The sequence below is a fragment of the Chloracidobacterium sp. genome, assembly GCA_016711345.1.
Taxonomy (GTDB): domain Bacteria; phylum Acidobacteriota; class Blastocatellia; order Pyrinomonadales; family Pyrinomonadaceae; genus OLB17.
Map to the genome: position 1 here is coordinate 1,572,985 of JADJTD010000001.1, position 14,713 is coordinate 1,587,697.

Annotated in this window: 13 protein-coding genes and 1 tRNA gene; 13 read left to right on the plus strand and 1 reads right to left on the minus strand. The window is 48.3% G+C overall.

Annotation, left to right across the window (positions count from 1 at the left end; all coding sequences use genetic code 11):
* Positions 1-357: 357 nt before the first annotated feature.
* The 11 genes from IPL32_06400 (at position 358) to IPL32_06450 (ending at position 11,847) form a co-directional block, all read left to right on the plus strand.
* Positions 358-1,356: a S1/P1 nuclease gene (locus IPL32_06400; protein ID MBK8465445.1), complete on the plus strand. Its 999-nt coding sequence runs from the start codon at positions 358-360 to the stop codon at positions 1,354-1,356.
* A gap of 5 nt (positions 1,357-1,361) precedes the next feature.
* Positions 1,362-2,495 (plus strand): M20 family metallopeptidase, encoded by a 1,134-nt coding sequence (locus tag IPL32_06405; GenBank protein MBK8465446.1) that lies wholly within the window; start codon positions 1,362-1,364, stop codon positions 2,493-2,495.
* Positions 2,492-3,034, plus strand: coding sequence for a hypothetical protein (locus tag IPL32_06410; GenBank protein MBK8465447.1), 543 nt, complete (start codon positions 2,492-2,494; stop codon positions 3,032-3,034). The genes IPL32_06405 and IPL32_06410 overlap by 4 nt, the downstream gene beginning before the upstream one ends.
* A gap of 49 nt (positions 3,035-3,083) precedes the next feature.
* A tRNA-Sec gene (locus IPL32_06415) sits at positions 3,084-3,181 on the plus strand.
* A 50-nt stretch (positions 3,182-3,231) separates the two neighbouring features.
* Entirely contained in the window at positions 3,232-3,621 is a 390-nt protein-coding gene (locus tag IPL32_06420; protein MBK8465448.1) for a four helix bundle protein, read from the plus strand.
* Between the two features lie 125 nt (positions 3,622-3,746).
* A complete protein-coding gene (gene dprA, locus IPL32_06425) occupies positions 3,747-4,745 on the plus strand; it encodes a DNA-protecting protein DprA (GenBank protein MBK8465449.1) in 999 nt (332 codons plus the stop codon).
* Positions 4,746-4,967: 222 nt separating this feature from the next.
* The gene (gene topA, locus IPL32_06430; protein ID MBK8465450.1) at positions 4,968-7,517 is read left to right on the plus strand and encodes a type I DNA topoisomerase; all 2,550 of its coding nucleotides are present in this window, start codon (positions 4,968-4,970) and stop codon (positions 7,515-7,517) included.
* Between the two features lie 91 nt (positions 7,518-7,608).
* Positions 7,609-8,190, plus strand: coding sequence for a methyltransferase domain-containing protein (locus tag IPL32_06435; GenBank protein ID MBK8465451.1), 582 nt, complete (start codon positions 7,609-7,611; stop codon positions 8,188-8,190).
* Positions 8,191-8,337: 147 nt separating this feature from the next.
* A complete protein-coding gene (locus IPL32_06440) occupies positions 8,338-8,997 on the plus strand; it encodes an outer membrane beta-barrel protein (GenBank protein ID MBK8465452.1) in 660 nt (219 codons plus the stop codon).
* Positions 8,998-9,143: 146 nt separating this feature from the next.
* Positions 9,144-10,931: a M20/M25/M40 family metallo-hydrolase gene (locus IPL32_06445; GenBank protein ID MBK8465453.1), complete on the plus strand. Its 1,788-nt coding sequence runs from the start codon at positions 9,144-9,146 to the stop codon at positions 10,929-10,931.
* A 124-nt stretch (positions 10,932-11,055) separates the two neighbouring features.
* Entirely contained in the window at positions 11,056-11,847 is a 792-nt protein-coding gene (locus tag IPL32_06450; GenBank protein MBK8465454.1) for a hypothetical protein, read from the plus strand.
* Between the two features lie 3 nt (positions 11,848-11,850).
* On the opposite strand, the gene IPL32_06455 is transcribed toward IPL32_06450, so the two are convergent.
* Positions 11,851-12,318, minus strand: a complete 468-nt coding sequence (locus IPL32_06455) for a GNAT family N-acetyltransferase (protein MBK8465455.1) — start codon at positions 12,316-12,318, stop codon at positions 11,851-11,853.
* Positions 12,319-12,407: 89 nt separating this feature from the next.
* Between IPL32_06455 and IPL32_06460 the strand changes: the two genes are divergently transcribed.
* Positions 12,408-13,820: a DUF839 domain-containing protein gene (locus tag IPL32_06460; protein ID MBK8465456.1), complete on the plus strand. Its 1,413-nt coding sequence runs from the start codon at positions 12,408-12,410 to the stop codon at positions 13,818-13,820.
* 72 nt (positions 13,821-13,892) lie between these two features.
* Positions 13,893-14,696, plus strand: coding sequence for a CbbQ/NirQ/NorQ/GpvN family protein (locus IPL32_06465; GenBank protein ID MBK8465457.1), 804 nt, complete (start codon positions 13,893-13,895; stop codon positions 14,694-14,696).
* Positions 14,697-14,713 lie beyond the last annotated feature (17 nt).

The window sequence follows — 14,713 nt, forward strand, 5'->3', positions numbered from 1 at the left end:
GTAGGTATAATTGAAGGGTATTTATGAATCGTTCAGTTCCGGTCGAACGGCTACCGATTGGGGGGATAAGATTAGGATCCCCAATGTGTTAAAAAATTTCCATATCAAACAACCTATACGCTGTTGTCATACTCAAAGTTCCAATTTTTTCTTCGAGCGAAAAACTTCTCTTGTATCAAATATCACGTTCGAGTGTCAAATTTGTTGCAAAACTATTTTAAATCTCAGTTTTTTGGTTTCGCATCTTTAGGATGAATGGCCAATCAAAAAAGTTTGCTTTATTTTTCAACTCAAAGATCTGCTTTCGCTTATTCCCCTAATCCGTTAGAATCATCCAAAAGATCAAGGAGTAACTAAATGTCTAATATAGTCCTGCGTACAGTTTTCTTAAGTGCGATCCTGCTTTCTTCCGTGTTTCCAGCCCTTGCTTGGGACGAGACAGGCCATAAAATAACTGCTTACATAGCGTGGCAGCAAATGACTCCCGAAGTGCGTGACAAGGTCATTAAAATCTTGCGCAACGCTCCGGAAGATTCGCAGATCGGAGCGTTCAACATTGAATACGGCTCGCGTCCGCGCGAATCACGTGAACGTGACTTTTTTGTGATCATCGCTACATGGTCTGACATGATCAAGGACAAAAAGCTTCGGGCCCGATTTGATAAGTACGCTAAGGATCAAAGCGATTGGCATTACATCAACCAATTCTGGACTTGGAAGGACGGAAAGGCGCAAATGGTCGAAGGAATGGCTCCAGTTGGCCAGATAATTAAAAAGCTGGGCGAGTTTACCCAGCTCCTTCGCAGTTCGGCAAATGACTCCGAAAAAGCGATCGCCATCGCATGGCTCGAACATCTTGTCGGCGACATCCATCAACCGCTTCACGTATCTGCACGAGTTACGGAATACGATCCGAAAGGCGATCGCGGCGGCAACGCTTTTTTCCTTACGCCAAAGGGCACGAAAAGGGCCGATCAGGATAATCTTCATAGCTTTTGGGATGGAGCAATTGATCGGTATTTGCCTAATAAAGATATGTGCGAGGGAGCCTATTACGAACCGATAGCAGAGAGCATTATGAAGCTTCATCCTTACGGCAAGATGAAGGAAAGACTGAATCCCGAGAAATTTAATATCTGGGAGCAAGAAAGCCTTAATATTGCGACCACCGAAGCTTACAAAGACGTCAAATTTGGTGAAAAGCCATCTGACAAATATACAAAGAAAGCGTTTGAGATCGCACAAGAACGTTTGGCTCTGGGCGGATATCGGCTTGGCAGTCTTCTTAATGACATTTTTGGACCACAGACAGCCTCGCCGAATGCAGCATCGACTCCGGCTAAACAACAAAATTAAACCTAATGAACGCGGTCAAAATTCTCAAATATTTTCAGCTGCGGCAGGACGCGATACTTGATCTGATCCGCGAGATCGTCGATATAGAGTCACCTTCACAAAACGCTGAACAAAGCCGCCTCGTCGCAGATTGGGTGGAGAAACAGGCGCACTCAACAGGTGTCGACGTTTCGATAGAACGGATATCGGTTGAGGATGGCGACCATTTGGTTATCAGCGCATTTCCGGGTGATGAAAAACACACCTTGTTGCTCGGTCATACCGATACCGTTCATCCTATCGGCACAAATCTCAAAAATCCGACGCGGATCGAAGGTGACAGGTTCTACGGCTGCGGCATTTTTGATATGAAATCGGGCGTCGTACTGATGCTCGAAGCGTTGCGATTTTTTGGGGTGAACGAGATCAAACCGCCGCGTCCTATTACGATACTTTTATCTTGTGATGAAGAGGTAGGCAGCCATTCTGGCCGAACCTTCGTCGAACGTGAGGCAGCCAACGCTGATCATTGCCTGGTCTTTGAACCATCGGCTGCCGGTAAAGTAAAAACCGGACGAAAAGGAACAGGCATTTTCAAGCTTCACGCTCAAGGCATCCCAGCACACGCAGGTCTCGAACCTGAAAAAGGCGCGAACGCGATCCTCGAAATATCACGACAGATCGAGCACATAAATAAACTAGCTCATCCTGACGAAGGAACGACGGTCAACGTCACGACAATTAGCGGCGGCACGACAACAAACGTCATCCCCGAACACGCAGAATGCGAGATCGATGTTCGATTCAGTAAAATGGCAGAGGCCGAGCGAGTGGACGCGGCTTTTAAGGCTTTGAAAGCCTTCGACGGGCGCGTCTCGCTCAAATTGTCAGGCGGCATCAATCGTCCGCCAATGGAACGCACCGACGCGGTTGTCGATCTTTATGAAAAGGCGCGCTCGTTAGCGTCAAGCTTTGGTTACGATCTAGGGGAAACACAAGTCGGCGGCGCGTCGGACGGTAATTTTGTTGGAGCTTTGGGTGTGCCGGTATTAGATGGTTTGGGAATTACCGGTGACGGGGCTCATACTTTAAATGAGCATATTTTGGTGAGCGATGTTGCAAAGAGAGCGACTCTGGTTTCATGCTTACTTAGCCAATGAGGGGTTTTACAGAAAAACTAATAGTACTTTTTCTTCTAGTAATTTTTGGCATGGTGGTCGCTGGTATGTATGGGGCGATTCATAATCAAATCAGCTACACCGTATCTCCTGAGTACTTTACAAAATTCAAATTTGAACAGTTTGGACTTCTCGACTCGGATTTTCCTGAGCGTGTTCGCGCATCAATGGTGGGTTTCTTTGCTTCTTGGTGGATGGGTTTTCCGATTGGGATGTTGATCGGCCTGTTGGGTTTTATTCAGAAAGGAAGCCACCGAATGCTATTGATTTCCCTACAGGCGACGGGCATTGCGGTTGTTTTCACTCTTGTGTTTGGACTCTGCGGGTTAGGTTACGGATTTATTCAAACTTCAGCAATCCATATTGCCGACTACCAAAATTGGTTCATACCATCCAATGTTGTTGACTTGAGAGGTTTTCTTTGTGCAGGATATATGCACAATTCGGCGTATTTAGGTGGCCTCATTTCAATATTTGTTGCGTGGCTTTATCATATTCTCGTTAGATTGAAAACCGAGTAGTTTTGTTTACGTTTTTCGCTTAGGTTTTCTCATCTATTATTAAGCTATCGGAGGCGCAACTTGTCCGGTGATGGGCGCGGTCTTCAAAACCGTTGTGAGGGCGCGAGAGCGTACTCAAGTGGGTTCGACTCCCACACGCCTCCGCCATTTTGATTTGGGAATTGTGATTTGGGATTGCGGAATGAAGTTTGGTGTTTATGACTAAATCAGAGTTGTTAAACAGAACAAAGCAGTTGGCTCTTCGAGTGATCAAACTGGTTGAAAGTCTGCCTAAGAACAGGACGACCGATATTCTCGGCAAACAACTACTTCGAAGTGCGACATCAGTCGGAGCAAATTATCGGGCAGCCTGTCGAGCAAAATCGACCGCTGACTTTATCAATAAATTGGCAATCGTTGAAGAAGAAGCGGACGAATCAATCTATTGGTTAGAATTGTTGGTTGAATCTGGTCAGATAAAAGCAAACTTGGTGGTGAATCTTTTGTCTGAGTTTGACGAGATCGTGTCGATAATTGTCTCTGCAATAAAAACATCGAAATCTAAAAGAATTCCGAAATCACAATTCCCAAATCACAAATCGATATGATTGATTGGATAGCGTTGAATATGACACCGGGCGTTGGTCCAAGAGCCGCGACTAAACTTTTAGAAAGGTTTGGTTCGGCGGATGCTATTTTTCATGCGCGGCGGACGGAATTGGAATCGCTGCGGATGAAACCTGAAACGATCGAGAGCATCATCAAGCGTGAATTTTTTGAAAAGGCTGAAAAAGAACTTAATCGCGTCAAAGAGCTTGGCGGTGACGTTCTGATCCTTGATGATGGCAGCTACCCGACTTTATTAAGAGAAATCGATGATCCGCCGCCGGTGCTTTATGTAAAAGGCGATTGGCAAGCTTGTTTTGAGCAGCCGTGCGTTGGTGTGATCGGTTCGCGAAAGTGCTCGACTTATGGTGAGAATGCGTCAGAGATGTTGTCGCGTGATTTGGCTTCGCGCGGCATTACGATAGTTTCCGGCTTGGCTCGCGGCATCGACACGGCTGCTCATCGCGGAGCAATGCGCGGGTCGGGCAAAACCATCGCCGTTATGGGAACTGGAATCGATAGTGTTTATCCGAAAGAAAATAACGGTATGGTCAGAGAAATACTTTCATCGGGTGGCTGTCTGGTTTCGCAGTTCCCGCTCGGCACGCCGCCGATAAAAGAAAACTTTCCATATCGCAATCGCATCATAAGCGGGCTAAGCTTAGGAGTTTTGATCGTCGAGGCGTCGGAGAGAAGCGGCTCTCTCATAACCGCCAGGCTTGCGATGGAACAGAACCGCGAAGTAATGGCTGTTCCGGGAAATATCACATCCGGAAACTCTTTTGGCACGAATTACCTTATTAAGAGCGGCGCCAAGCTCGTCCAGCAATGGCAGGACGTCGTCGCCGAGCTTCCAAGCGAGATCTCCGCTGCGATCCTGCCGCCAAAAATAGAGAAAGCTGCTGCTGAAATCGCGACGCGCCAGCCCGAACTTATTCCGGCCGATATGAGCGAAAACGAACGCAAGATATGGCAGATATTAACGCCCGACGAACCAACGCATATCGATGTGTTGCTCGAAATGTGCGGTCTCTCATTCGGCGATCTAAACAACGCTCTTGTCGGCCTCGATATACGCGATCGTATCCGCGTTTTGCCCGGCAAGAACTATGCTCGGCGAATCTAGCTTTTTTTCTACTCTGAGTCTCTTCGGCTTTGCGGGAAATTATGTCCCGCAGGGTCGCAGGGACTGCAAAAAGAAGAGACAAGATCAACTGATCATCGACCGATTTTGACAAAAGATAAATTTCGGCTATCCTCAGACCTCTCATTGACAAGGTCGCGAGCGAGGTGTTACTTGTCTTAATCGTCAGCACGAATTATGTGGCTGACGTATTTTTTTCACTATATGTCGAAGAACCTATTAATAGTTGAGAGCCCTGCTAAAGCAAAGACCATTGAAAAGATCCTCGGAAAGGACTTTCAGGTAAATAGTTGCTTTGGCCACATCCGCGATCTGGAAAAGGCCGGCATGGGTATTGACATTGAAAATGACTTTGAACCCCGTTACATCGTTTCTGACGACAAGAAGAAGGTCGTGAGTGAACTCAGGTCTTTGGCAAAAAAGTCGGACGAAGTATGGCTCGCAACTGACGAGGACCGTGAGGGAGAAGCCATCAGCTGGCATTTGTGCGAGGTGCTGGGCCTTGATCCCGTAACGACCAAACGGATCGTGTTTCATGAGATCACCAAACCTGCGATAGAAGCTGCTGTAAAAAATCCTCGTACGGTGAACATGAACCTCGTGATGGCTCAACAGGCACGTCGCGTGCTGGATCGCATTGTCGGGTTTGAATTAAGCCCTGTGCTATGGCGCAAGATCAGTACGAGCGGTAAAAATTTGAGCGCGGGCCGAGTGCAGAGTGTCGCAGTACGCCTTATCGCCGACCGGGAACGCGAGATCAACGCCTTTGAACAAGAAAGTCATTTCAAGATCGAAGGGCTATTTTTTGCCGATGATATAACCGGAAAGCAAGTAACATTTAAAGCCGAAGGTAGAAAACAGACCAGTGCTGATGATGCCGAAACATTCTTGAAGGGATGTACCGGAGCCGATTATAAAGTAACCGATATCAGGGTAAAACCCGGTAAACGAACCCCTGCCGCGCCGTTCACGACATCAACCCTTCAACAGGAAGCATCAAGAAAACTCGGCTACGGCGTTGCTCGAACGATGCAGATCGCACAGAAGCTATATGAGAACGGGCATATTACGTATATGCGTACCGACAGCGTCAGCTTGAGCGATACGGCACTTGCCGATATTACACAAACGGTTAGTAACCTCTACGGCGATAGATATCAACAGTTCCGTAAGTTCAAAAATAAGAACGAATCCGCACAGGAAGCTCACGAAGCCATTCGCCCTACCTACACAAACACGACTACCGTTAACGACCCGGAATGGCAACGGTTGTACGAACTGATCTGGAAGCGAACTATGGCCTCGCAAATGGCCGATGCTGAGTTAGAGAAAACTACGGTCAAAATAGAGATCTCCACGAACAAGGAAGAATTAACGGCTTCGGGAGAAGTCTTGAAATTCGACGGATTTCTGAAGGTTTATCAAGAAGATAAAGATGAAGATGACGCTGAAGAATCATCTGAAGGCCTGTTGCCGCCAATGACGGTCGGGCAGTCATTACCGTTGTCTGAACTGAGAGCAACCGAAAGGTTCAGCCGTGCCCAACCGAGATACACCGAAGCTTCACTCGTAAAAAAATTAGAAGAGCTCGGCATCGGCCGCCCGTCCACATATGCACCAACGATCTCTACGATCCAGAAAAGAGGTTACGTAGAAAAAAGAGATAAAGAAGGTAAGCAAAGGGCTTACAGGATAGTGTCATTAAAGGATAACTCCATCAGTAAACGGACAGAATTTGAAATTACCGGTGCAGAAAAAGCAAAACTTTTCCCTACGGACCTAGGACTCGTCGTGACGGATTTTTTGAAACAGCATTTCGACGACATTATGGATTATGGTTTTACAGCCAAGATCGAGGAAGAGTTCGATGAGGTTGCCGCCGGCAAACTACAGTGGAACGACATGCTCGAGGAGTTTTACGGGCCCTTTAAGAAAGACGTCGATAACACCCTCGAAAATGCAGAGCGTGCAAAAGGCGAAAGGTTGCTTGGTATTGATCCGGAAACCGAAAAACCAATAGTCGCTCGCATCGCTCGTTTCGGCCCGGTTATCCAGATCGGCAGTATCGGTGATGAGGAAAAGCCTCGATTTCTAAACCTTCAACCGGGTCAGAGCATTGAAACCATTACATTTGAGGAGGCGCTTGCCCTGTCGAAATTGCAGGGCACGCTCGGCACATACGAAGGCAAAGACCTACTAGCAGGCGTTGGCCGCTTCGGGCCTTATGTAAAATGGGGTGATGAGTTTGTCTCTATACCCCGCGGCACCGACCTCGCGACGGTGGACACGGAAAAAGCGATCGAATTTATAAAAGCTAAACAGATCGCGGATGCGCCCGTAGGTGAGCATGACAGTAAACCGATAACAAAAGGTACGGGACGTTTCGGGCCTTTTATAAAATGGGACGGTCTGTACATCAATGTGCCGCGCCGATACGACTTTGACAGTCTGTCACAAGCCGAGATGAACGAACTCATCGAAGCAAAGGTCAGCAAAGAAGCAAACCGTTATATACAACGCTGGGAAGATGAAAAAATATCGGTGGAGAACGCTCGTTGGGGCCCTATCATCAAATTCGGCAAAAAGATCATTTATCTTCCGAAAAAAGCCGACGGCAGCCGCTCCACGGCGGACGAGGCAGCAGCTCTAACGCTGGAACAGGTAAAAAAACTGATCGAGGCAGAACTTCCGGATGCGTTTACAAAGAAGACGAGAACTGCTAAGAAGACACCTTTGAAGAAGAAAGGAAAATGAAAACGTGCGTTATTGCCAAAACGAGGAAAGGGATTATAAAATGGCAGTCGATAACAAAGATGTAACGTAAGCGCAAATAACGGCCTTTCGCATGAAAGAGAATCTCCAATTTCTACAAGCTTTCTTAAAAAACCCTCTCAAGGTGGGAGCGATCGCGCCTAGTTCACCGGATCTTGCCCATGAAATGCTGAATGGCATTCAACCTGACGATCACAACATCGTACTCGAATTGGGTGTCGGAACCGGAGCAATTACCAGATTTCTGCGTGACGTGGTTCCAAGTAAAGATTCGTACTTGGGAATTGAGTTGGACAGCGACCTTGTCACGACGCTCAATCAAAATTTCCCGGATATGAATATTGTATGCGGTAGCGCTGCTGATGCGTATTCGATCCACAAACAATCGGGACTTGGCAAAGTTCGTTATGTTGTCTGCTGCTTGCCTTTTGCCGTCCTTCCCAAAGAGATCAGCGAAAATGTTCTGACCGAGATCGAGAAATTTATGGACGAAGGCTGTGAGCTTCGGCTCTTTCAATACGCACACGGCTATTTTCTTCCGCCCGCCATCAAGCTTCGCGAAATTTTGCAAAACCGATACGGAAAGTCTCGACGCAGCCCGCTTGTTCTCAAAAATGTTCCGCCCGCGTTTACATTGACCTGGTCAACAGTTTAAGCAGCGAAAAAAAGTATTGACAAGTCCGAAGTGCTGTAATAGTCTGGTTTGGCTGTCACTACTCAAGAGCTTCTTGACAGCTCGCGGATCTTCATGTCCGTCGAATCTAAACACTTATTTCCAGATAATACACTAAGGAGATTTCCTATGAATCGAATGTTACAGTTCGTAACGGTAGCGGTTTTACTAGTTTTTTCGGCTATGTCAGTCGCTGCCCAAAGCGACCGGAACAAGTTTGAGTTTTATGGCGGATATTCGTATCTGCGAACTGACACCGGATTGGATGAGGACCTTGAAGACTTGGATGTCGATTCAAATTTCAATTCTCATGGTTTCAATGCTTCATTGACCGGCAATGTTCATCGCTATGTCGGGCTGAAGGCTGATTTTTCAACCCACAGCAAGTCACGATCGTTCACTGACGGCACTGACACTGCGTCCATTAAGTTCAGGACCAACCAGTTCCTAGGTGGACTTCAGTTCAAAGACAATAAAGTGGATGGCAAGCGCGTCAAACCATTTGCCCATGTTCTTGCGGGCGTTGCCAACCAAAAAATAACGGCGAGTGGTTCATACATTATACCCGAAGGCGGCAGCACCACCTTTGATGATTCCGCCAGTACCAACAATTTTGCTATGGTCTTTGGCGCCGGCATCGACGTGAAAGTCAGCAAAAGAGTTGATATAAGAATCATCCAATTTGACTATAACCCGATCTTTTTCCGCGAACAGGACTTTGATGACTTTACTCTTGCTGGCCGAACACAGAACAATTTCCGTATAGGCGTAGGCATCGTCATCCACTAGGCAGAAAACAGCCAATATTTTTACTTTCGGCCGGATCCACTCCGGCCTTTTTTATTTTTGTCTACTTGAATGAAAACGGGTTTTCGTTCCCTGTTGTGCTATAACTGATTTTTGGAAAACAAAATAGATCCTGAGGTTTTATAGTTATGTACAAACAAAAACTGACCGTCATACTAATGATATTCCTGCTCCTGAGCCCTATAGCTGCTCAGACCGCAAGCGAGACAGCCAAAGTGGCCGGTATTTACTCCGCCCCAAAAGAAGATATCGACAAGATCAAGGACGAAGGCATCAATCGTTCGCAGGTTATGCAGACGCTGAGCTATATGACGGATGTTATCGGCCCGCGGCTTACAGGCTCACCGGGGTTAAAGCGTGCGAATGAATGGACACGCGACACACTTTCGAAATGGGGGCTTGAGAATGCTCAACTCGAGCCGTGGGGACCGTTTGGGCGAGGCTGGACACTAAAGAAGTTTTACGCGATGGTCGATGGGCCGACAGCTTTTCCACTGATCGCTTATCCAAAAGCATGGTCACCCGGAACGGACACATTGATAGCTGCTCCTACCGTAAGTGTTAAAAAAGGGCAAAAGTTGTCTCCTCAGACAGCACCGGCGAACACTGCTTATACTGCTGAAGTTGTAAGGTTTACGGCCACAAAAGAAGAGGATCTTGAGCAATATCGCGGTAAGTTAAAAGGAAAGATCGTCCTTATCGGCCAGATCCGCGAAACAAAAGCTCATTTTACCCCTGAGGCAAAACGTTCAACTGATAAGGAACTTCTCGACTTGGCTGACGCTCAAGATCCGGCTTTGATTCCCCGTCCGCAGCCCGCCGGACAGAACAACTTTGCTCAACAGATGCAATTTAGTAACACTCGAATGAGATTTCTGGCTAATGAAGGTGCCGCGATTCTCATTGATGCTGGCCGAGGTGATGGCGGAACGATCTTTGTCCAGCAAGCGACCGCCGTTCAGCCGCTTCCTTCAACTGATGGAACGCCGTCGGGTTCGCCAGCAAGATTGTATGACAAAGGAACCAATATCCCGATTCAGATCAGCGCAGCAGTGGAACATTTTAATCGCATTGCACGAATGATCGATGCCGGTGAAAAAGTGACTATGACGGTCGATCTCGCCGTCGAGTATCAAGATCAGGATCCGATGGCATATAACACGATCGCCGAGATTCCGGGCACGGATCTCAAGGACGAGATCGTTATGCTTGGCGGCCATCTCGATTCATGGCAGTCTGCAACCGGTGCGACCGACAACGGTGCCGGCTGCGCGGTGATGATGGAAGCAGTACGTATTCTTAAAACACTTGGATTAAAGCCGCGCCGTACTATTCGAATCGCGCTGTGGTCGGGCGAAGAACAGGGCTTGCTTGGCTCTCGCGCGTATGTCAGAAAGCACTTTGCCTATCGTGGCGATCCAAACGCACCACTCTTTGGCGGCGGAGGAGGCGGTGGACAGAACGCTGCTCAACAATCGCTGACGAAACTGCCTGAGTACGACAAACTCTCGGCATACTTCAACATCGACAATGGCACCGGCAAGATCCGCGGCGTCTATATGCAGGGCAATAATAATGTAAGGCCTGTATTCAAAACCTGGCTCAATCATTTCAAAGACCCCAAATGGTGGAAGGCCGATTTCGACCCGGCAAAAGACACAAGTATGGCCGCTAACACGCTTACTATCGCAAACACTGGCGGAACTGATCATCTGGCGTTTGACGCCGTTGGATTGCCGGGTTTTCAATTTATCCAGGACACCATCGAATACGATACCCGTACGCACCACTCAAACATGGACGTCTTTGACCGTATTCAGGCTGACGATATGAAACAGATGTCGATCATTGTCGCTGCATTTGTTTACCAGACGGCTATGATGGACGAAAAAATGCCGCGAAAGCCGATGAGATAATTGCACCTGCTTCCCGTTTTTTCTAACGCTCGATCTACAAACCTCGTCTGTGGATCGAGCGGTTTTCGTTTGCAAAAATTGTGTAATCGGTTAATATCGTTTTGAAAATCTCGCAAACACGCATATGACAAATATTCAATTTCAATCCGGGGCCATCGACGCTGGCGCCTGTGTTAGCAATGCATGGGAACAGGTCAAGCAAAATTACGGCCTATATCTTGGCATGACTGTCGTAGCGATAATTCTTACTGGTTGTATTCCCTGTCTAAACATCTTTCTCATCGGCCCGATCTTAGGAGGCGTATTTTACATCGCCTTGCGCGACATGCGTCAGGAACCGGTTGATTTTGGAATGATGTTCAAGGGCTTTGAAAAATTCGTTCCGCTTATGGTTGTCGGGCTAATCCAGGCTATTCCCGGAATAATCGGTCAGTTTCTCCAGTTCGGATTAAGGTTAGGCGAACTTGGACTCGGCGGAATAGGTTCTACGCACGGTGATTATGATTTTTTTCAGGCATCTGATCCCGATCTGGCAATTGCGGGAGGCCTAGTTTTTGTCGTGGTTATTGTGGCGTTTGTGTTTATGATATTCACGTTGGTCTGGTGGGCCGTTTTCTTTTTCGCAATACCGCTTGCCATGGAACATGATCTTGGACCAATAGATGCCATAAAGCTTAGCGCCCAGGCAGCGATGAACAACATCGGCGGGCTGATCCTACTCTTGATCTTTCAAGTGCTGATCGGGTTGCTCGGCGTACTGATGTGCTTTATCGGTGTATTTCTTATTTCAGTTCCGATAATGTATGTTGCAAACGCCATTGCTTACAGACAGGTCTTTCCGGCGAATTTACAAAATAATTTTAACATGGCGCCGCCTCCGCCGAGTGCCTATGGCAATTTCGGAACCGGAATGTAAATTTTAGAGCGTCATCTCCATAAAAAGTACGCCGTCGTGCGGATTTTCGTAATAAGGTTCGATGGCCTGAAAGCCGTGAGACTCATAAAGTTTCACGGCTTTTCCCATCTTTGTGGGATACGTATCAAGCCGCATTTTCTCGTAGCCGATCTCGCGAGCGTCGGCGATGAGCCATTCGATAAGTTCGACACCGATCTTGTACCCGCGAAACTCATCACGAACAAACAGCCGTTTCATCTCACAGATGCCTTCTTCCAACTTTCGCAGAGCGATACAGCCGGCTAGCTTTTCGTCTTGAAAGGCCAACAACAGCCTTCCATCGGGCAATGCGTATTTGCCGGGTAATTGTGCCAACTCAGCTTCAAAACCTTGAAAACAAAGATCAAGGCCAAGCCACGCTTCGTATTCGCGAAAGAGTATTCGGGCCTCGCCGATATGTTCGTTCGTTGATGCCTGAATGATGTTAAGCATAGAAATATAAGAAGTGTGCAAGAATTATCACGATGTTAACATCCGGCGATTATCATCACGAACATAATAAGTAATAGAATTGTTATTGCATGGACAGACGGTCTTTCATTTCCAATCTCGCATACGGTACCGCAGGACTCGCTCTAGCTTGTACAAGTTTCGGTCGCCGCGATATGTTGTTCGCTCAAGAAGCAGCAATATCAAAACAAAAAGCTGTCGGATACGGCGAGCTATTTCCAACGGCCGCTAGTAACACGGGCGAAACTTTTCTAAAGTTGCCAAGGGGCTTTGAATACAACGTGATCGGTCAACAAGGCTTGTTGCTGGCCGACGGCAGGCCGACACCGACATTGCATGATGGAATGGCAACGTTCAAGATCGGCCGCGAGCTTCGAATTGTTCGAAATCACGAAGTGTACGGCGGGCAAAAACCTCGTCCGGGTTCGGCAATTGGCACTGGAAATCACTATGACGAAACCGCCGGCGGCGGCACGACAACTTTAATAATTGACCCGAAAACCAGGACGATCGTCCGCGATTTTGTAAGTCTTTCCGGAACGCTGATCAACTGCTCAGGCGGAGCTACTCCTTGGGGAAGCTGGATCTCGTGTGAAGAAACTACGCTCGGACCGACGATCAGAGTAAATAGCAGAGGAACAAATTATGGCGGTTTCTTAAAGCCACACGGATATTGCTTCGAAGTATTCGCCGCAGCGAATACCAATGCTCCTGCGATCCCGCTAAAGGCGATGGGAAGATTCGAGCATGAGGCAGTCGCCGTTGATCCTCGCTCGGGCGTCGTTTACATGACCGAAGACTATAAGACCTGTGGATTTTACCGCTTTTTGCCGAAACGGAAAAAGCGGCTTGCTGAGGGCGGCGTTCTGCAAATGCTCGCAATAAAAGATAAACCTGCATACGACACGCGAACCGGACAAAAGCAAAACGCAATGCTCGATGCAACGTGGGTAACTATCGACCAACCGGATCCGCCGGAAGCTGACGAAGATACAATTGCCGTTTATAAACAAGGCATTGCAAAAGGTGCTGCGACTTTTACGCGGCTTGAAGGCTGCTGTGCCGATAAACACGGCCGCATTTACTTTTCGGCAACGGATGGCGGCGATTCGAAAGGCGGCCAGATATGGATGTATTCGCCGACCGGAAAAGACGCAGGCCGTCTAACACTGTTGTTCGAATCAACCGACCGTTCGCTCCTCGATATGCCCGATAATATCTGTTTGCTGCCAAAAACGAAATTGCTTTTTATTTGCGAAGACAGCGGCTACGTCGGTGTCGGCGGCACGCCTGAGAATATGGTTCGCATCCTGACTCCTGACGGCCGCATCGCCGATTTTGCCCAGAATATTTCCACCGTGCCGCTAGGTGAATTTGCCGGTGCGACATTCTCGCCGGACGGCAAGACTCTTTTCGTCAACATTCAACAAGTCGGTGCTACGTTTGCGATCTGGGGCGATTTCTCAAAGTTCAGCCTAAAATAATATTCCCTTGGTGCGGTTTAATATTCTTTGCAACTTTGCGTCTCTGCGTCTTTGCGTTGAGAATATATTCTAATGGAACTAGCCGTCGAGAAATACAAAGTAGCGAGCGAGCCTTATTATTTGCCGCTCAAAAACGAAGTCGAGCTTTTTGAAGCAGCCTACAAAGCTAAACTGCCCGCGATGCTCAAAGGCCCGACCGGTTGCGGCAAGACGCGCTTTGTCGAATACATGGCGCACCGGCTCAACCGCCCGCTCATAACCGTCGCCTGTCACGAGGACCTCTCGTCGACCGATCTGGTCGGCCGCTTTCTGCTCGAGGGCGAAGAGACAGTCTGGCACGACGGCCCGCTGACGACCGCCGTTCGCCACGGTGCGATCTGCTATCTCGACGAGGTCGTCGAGGCCCGCAAAGACACGGTCGTTATCATTCATCCACTAACTGATGACCGCCGGCGTTTGCCAATAGAAAAACGCGGCACGGTGATCGAGGCTCCTGACGAATTCATGCTCGTCGTTTCTTACAATCCGGGCTACCAATCGATCCTCAAAGACCTGAAACAATCAACGCGGCAGCGTTTCGTCGCGATGGAATTCGATTACCCCGACGCTGCCGCCGAGACCGAGATCGTCGCCAAAGAAGGCGGCATCGACGAATCTACCGCCACCGACCTCGTCAAGATCGGCCAAAAGGTCCGCAACCTCCGCGGCCACGGCCTCGAAGAAGGCGTCTCGACACGCCTCCTCATCTACGCCGCCCAAATGATCGCCCAAGGCATCTCCCCCATCGCCGCCGCCGAAACCGCGATCTGCTACCCAATAACCGACGACCGCGAACTCCAACGCAGCATCCGCGAGATCGTGACAACGATAATTTAACCTTAAATAGTGATAAA

What these genes read in the sequence shown, in the direction of transcription:
- topA (MBK8465450.1), top strand. Translation starts at nt 4,968, where the DNA reads ATGTCGAAGAACCTATTAATAGTTGAGAGCCCTGCTAAAGCAAAGACC.
- IPL32_06420 (MBK8465448.1), top strand. Translation starts at nt 3,232, where the DNA reads ATGACTAAATCAGAGTTGTTAAACAGAACAAAGCAGTTGGCTCTTCGA.
- IPL32_06440 (MBK8465452.1), top strand. Translation starts at nt 8,338, where the DNA reads ATGAATCGAATGTTACAGTTCGTAACGGTAGCGGTTTTACTAGTTTTT.
- IPL32_06465 (MBK8465457.1), top strand. Translation starts at nt 13,893, where the DNA reads ATGGAACTAGCCGTCGAGAAATACAAAGTAGCGAGCGAGCCTTATTAT.
- IPL32_06455 (MBK8465455.1), bottom strand. Translation starts at nt 12,318, where the DNA reads ATGCTTAACATCATTCAGGCATCAACGAACGAACATATCGGCGAGGCC.
- IPL32_06450 (MBK8465454.1), top strand. Translation starts at nt 11,056, where the DNA reads ATGACAAATATTCAATTTCAATCCGGGGCCATCGACGCTGGCGCCTGT.
- IPL32_06435 (MBK8465451.1), top strand. Translation starts at nt 7,609, where the DNA reads ATGAAAGAGAATCTCCAATTTCTACAAGCTTTCTTAAAAAACCCTCTC.
- IPL32_06410 (MBK8465447.1), top strand. Translation starts at nt 2,492, where the DNA reads ATGAGGGGTTTTACAGAAAAACTAATAGTACTTTTTCTTCTAGTAATT.
- dprA (MBK8465449.1), top strand. Translation starts at nt 3,747, where the DNA reads ATGAAACCTGAAACGATCGAGAGCATCATCAAGCGTGAATTTTTTGAA.
- IPL32_06460 (MBK8465456.1), top strand. Translation starts at nt 12,408, where the DNA reads ATGGACAGACGGTCTTTCATTTCCAATCTCGCATACGGTACCGCAGGA.
- IPL32_06405 (MBK8465446.1), top strand. Translation starts at nt 1,362, where the DNA reads ATGAACGCGGTCAAAATTCTCAAATATTTTCAGCTGCGGCAGGACGCG.
- IPL32_06400 (MBK8465445.1), top strand. Translation starts at nt 358, where the DNA reads ATGTCTAATATAGTCCTGCGTACAGTTTTCTTAAGTGCGATCCTGCTT.
- IPL32_06445 (MBK8465453.1), top strand. Translation starts at nt 9,144, where the DNA reads ATGTACAAACAAAAACTGACCGTCATACTAATGATATTCCTGCTCCTG.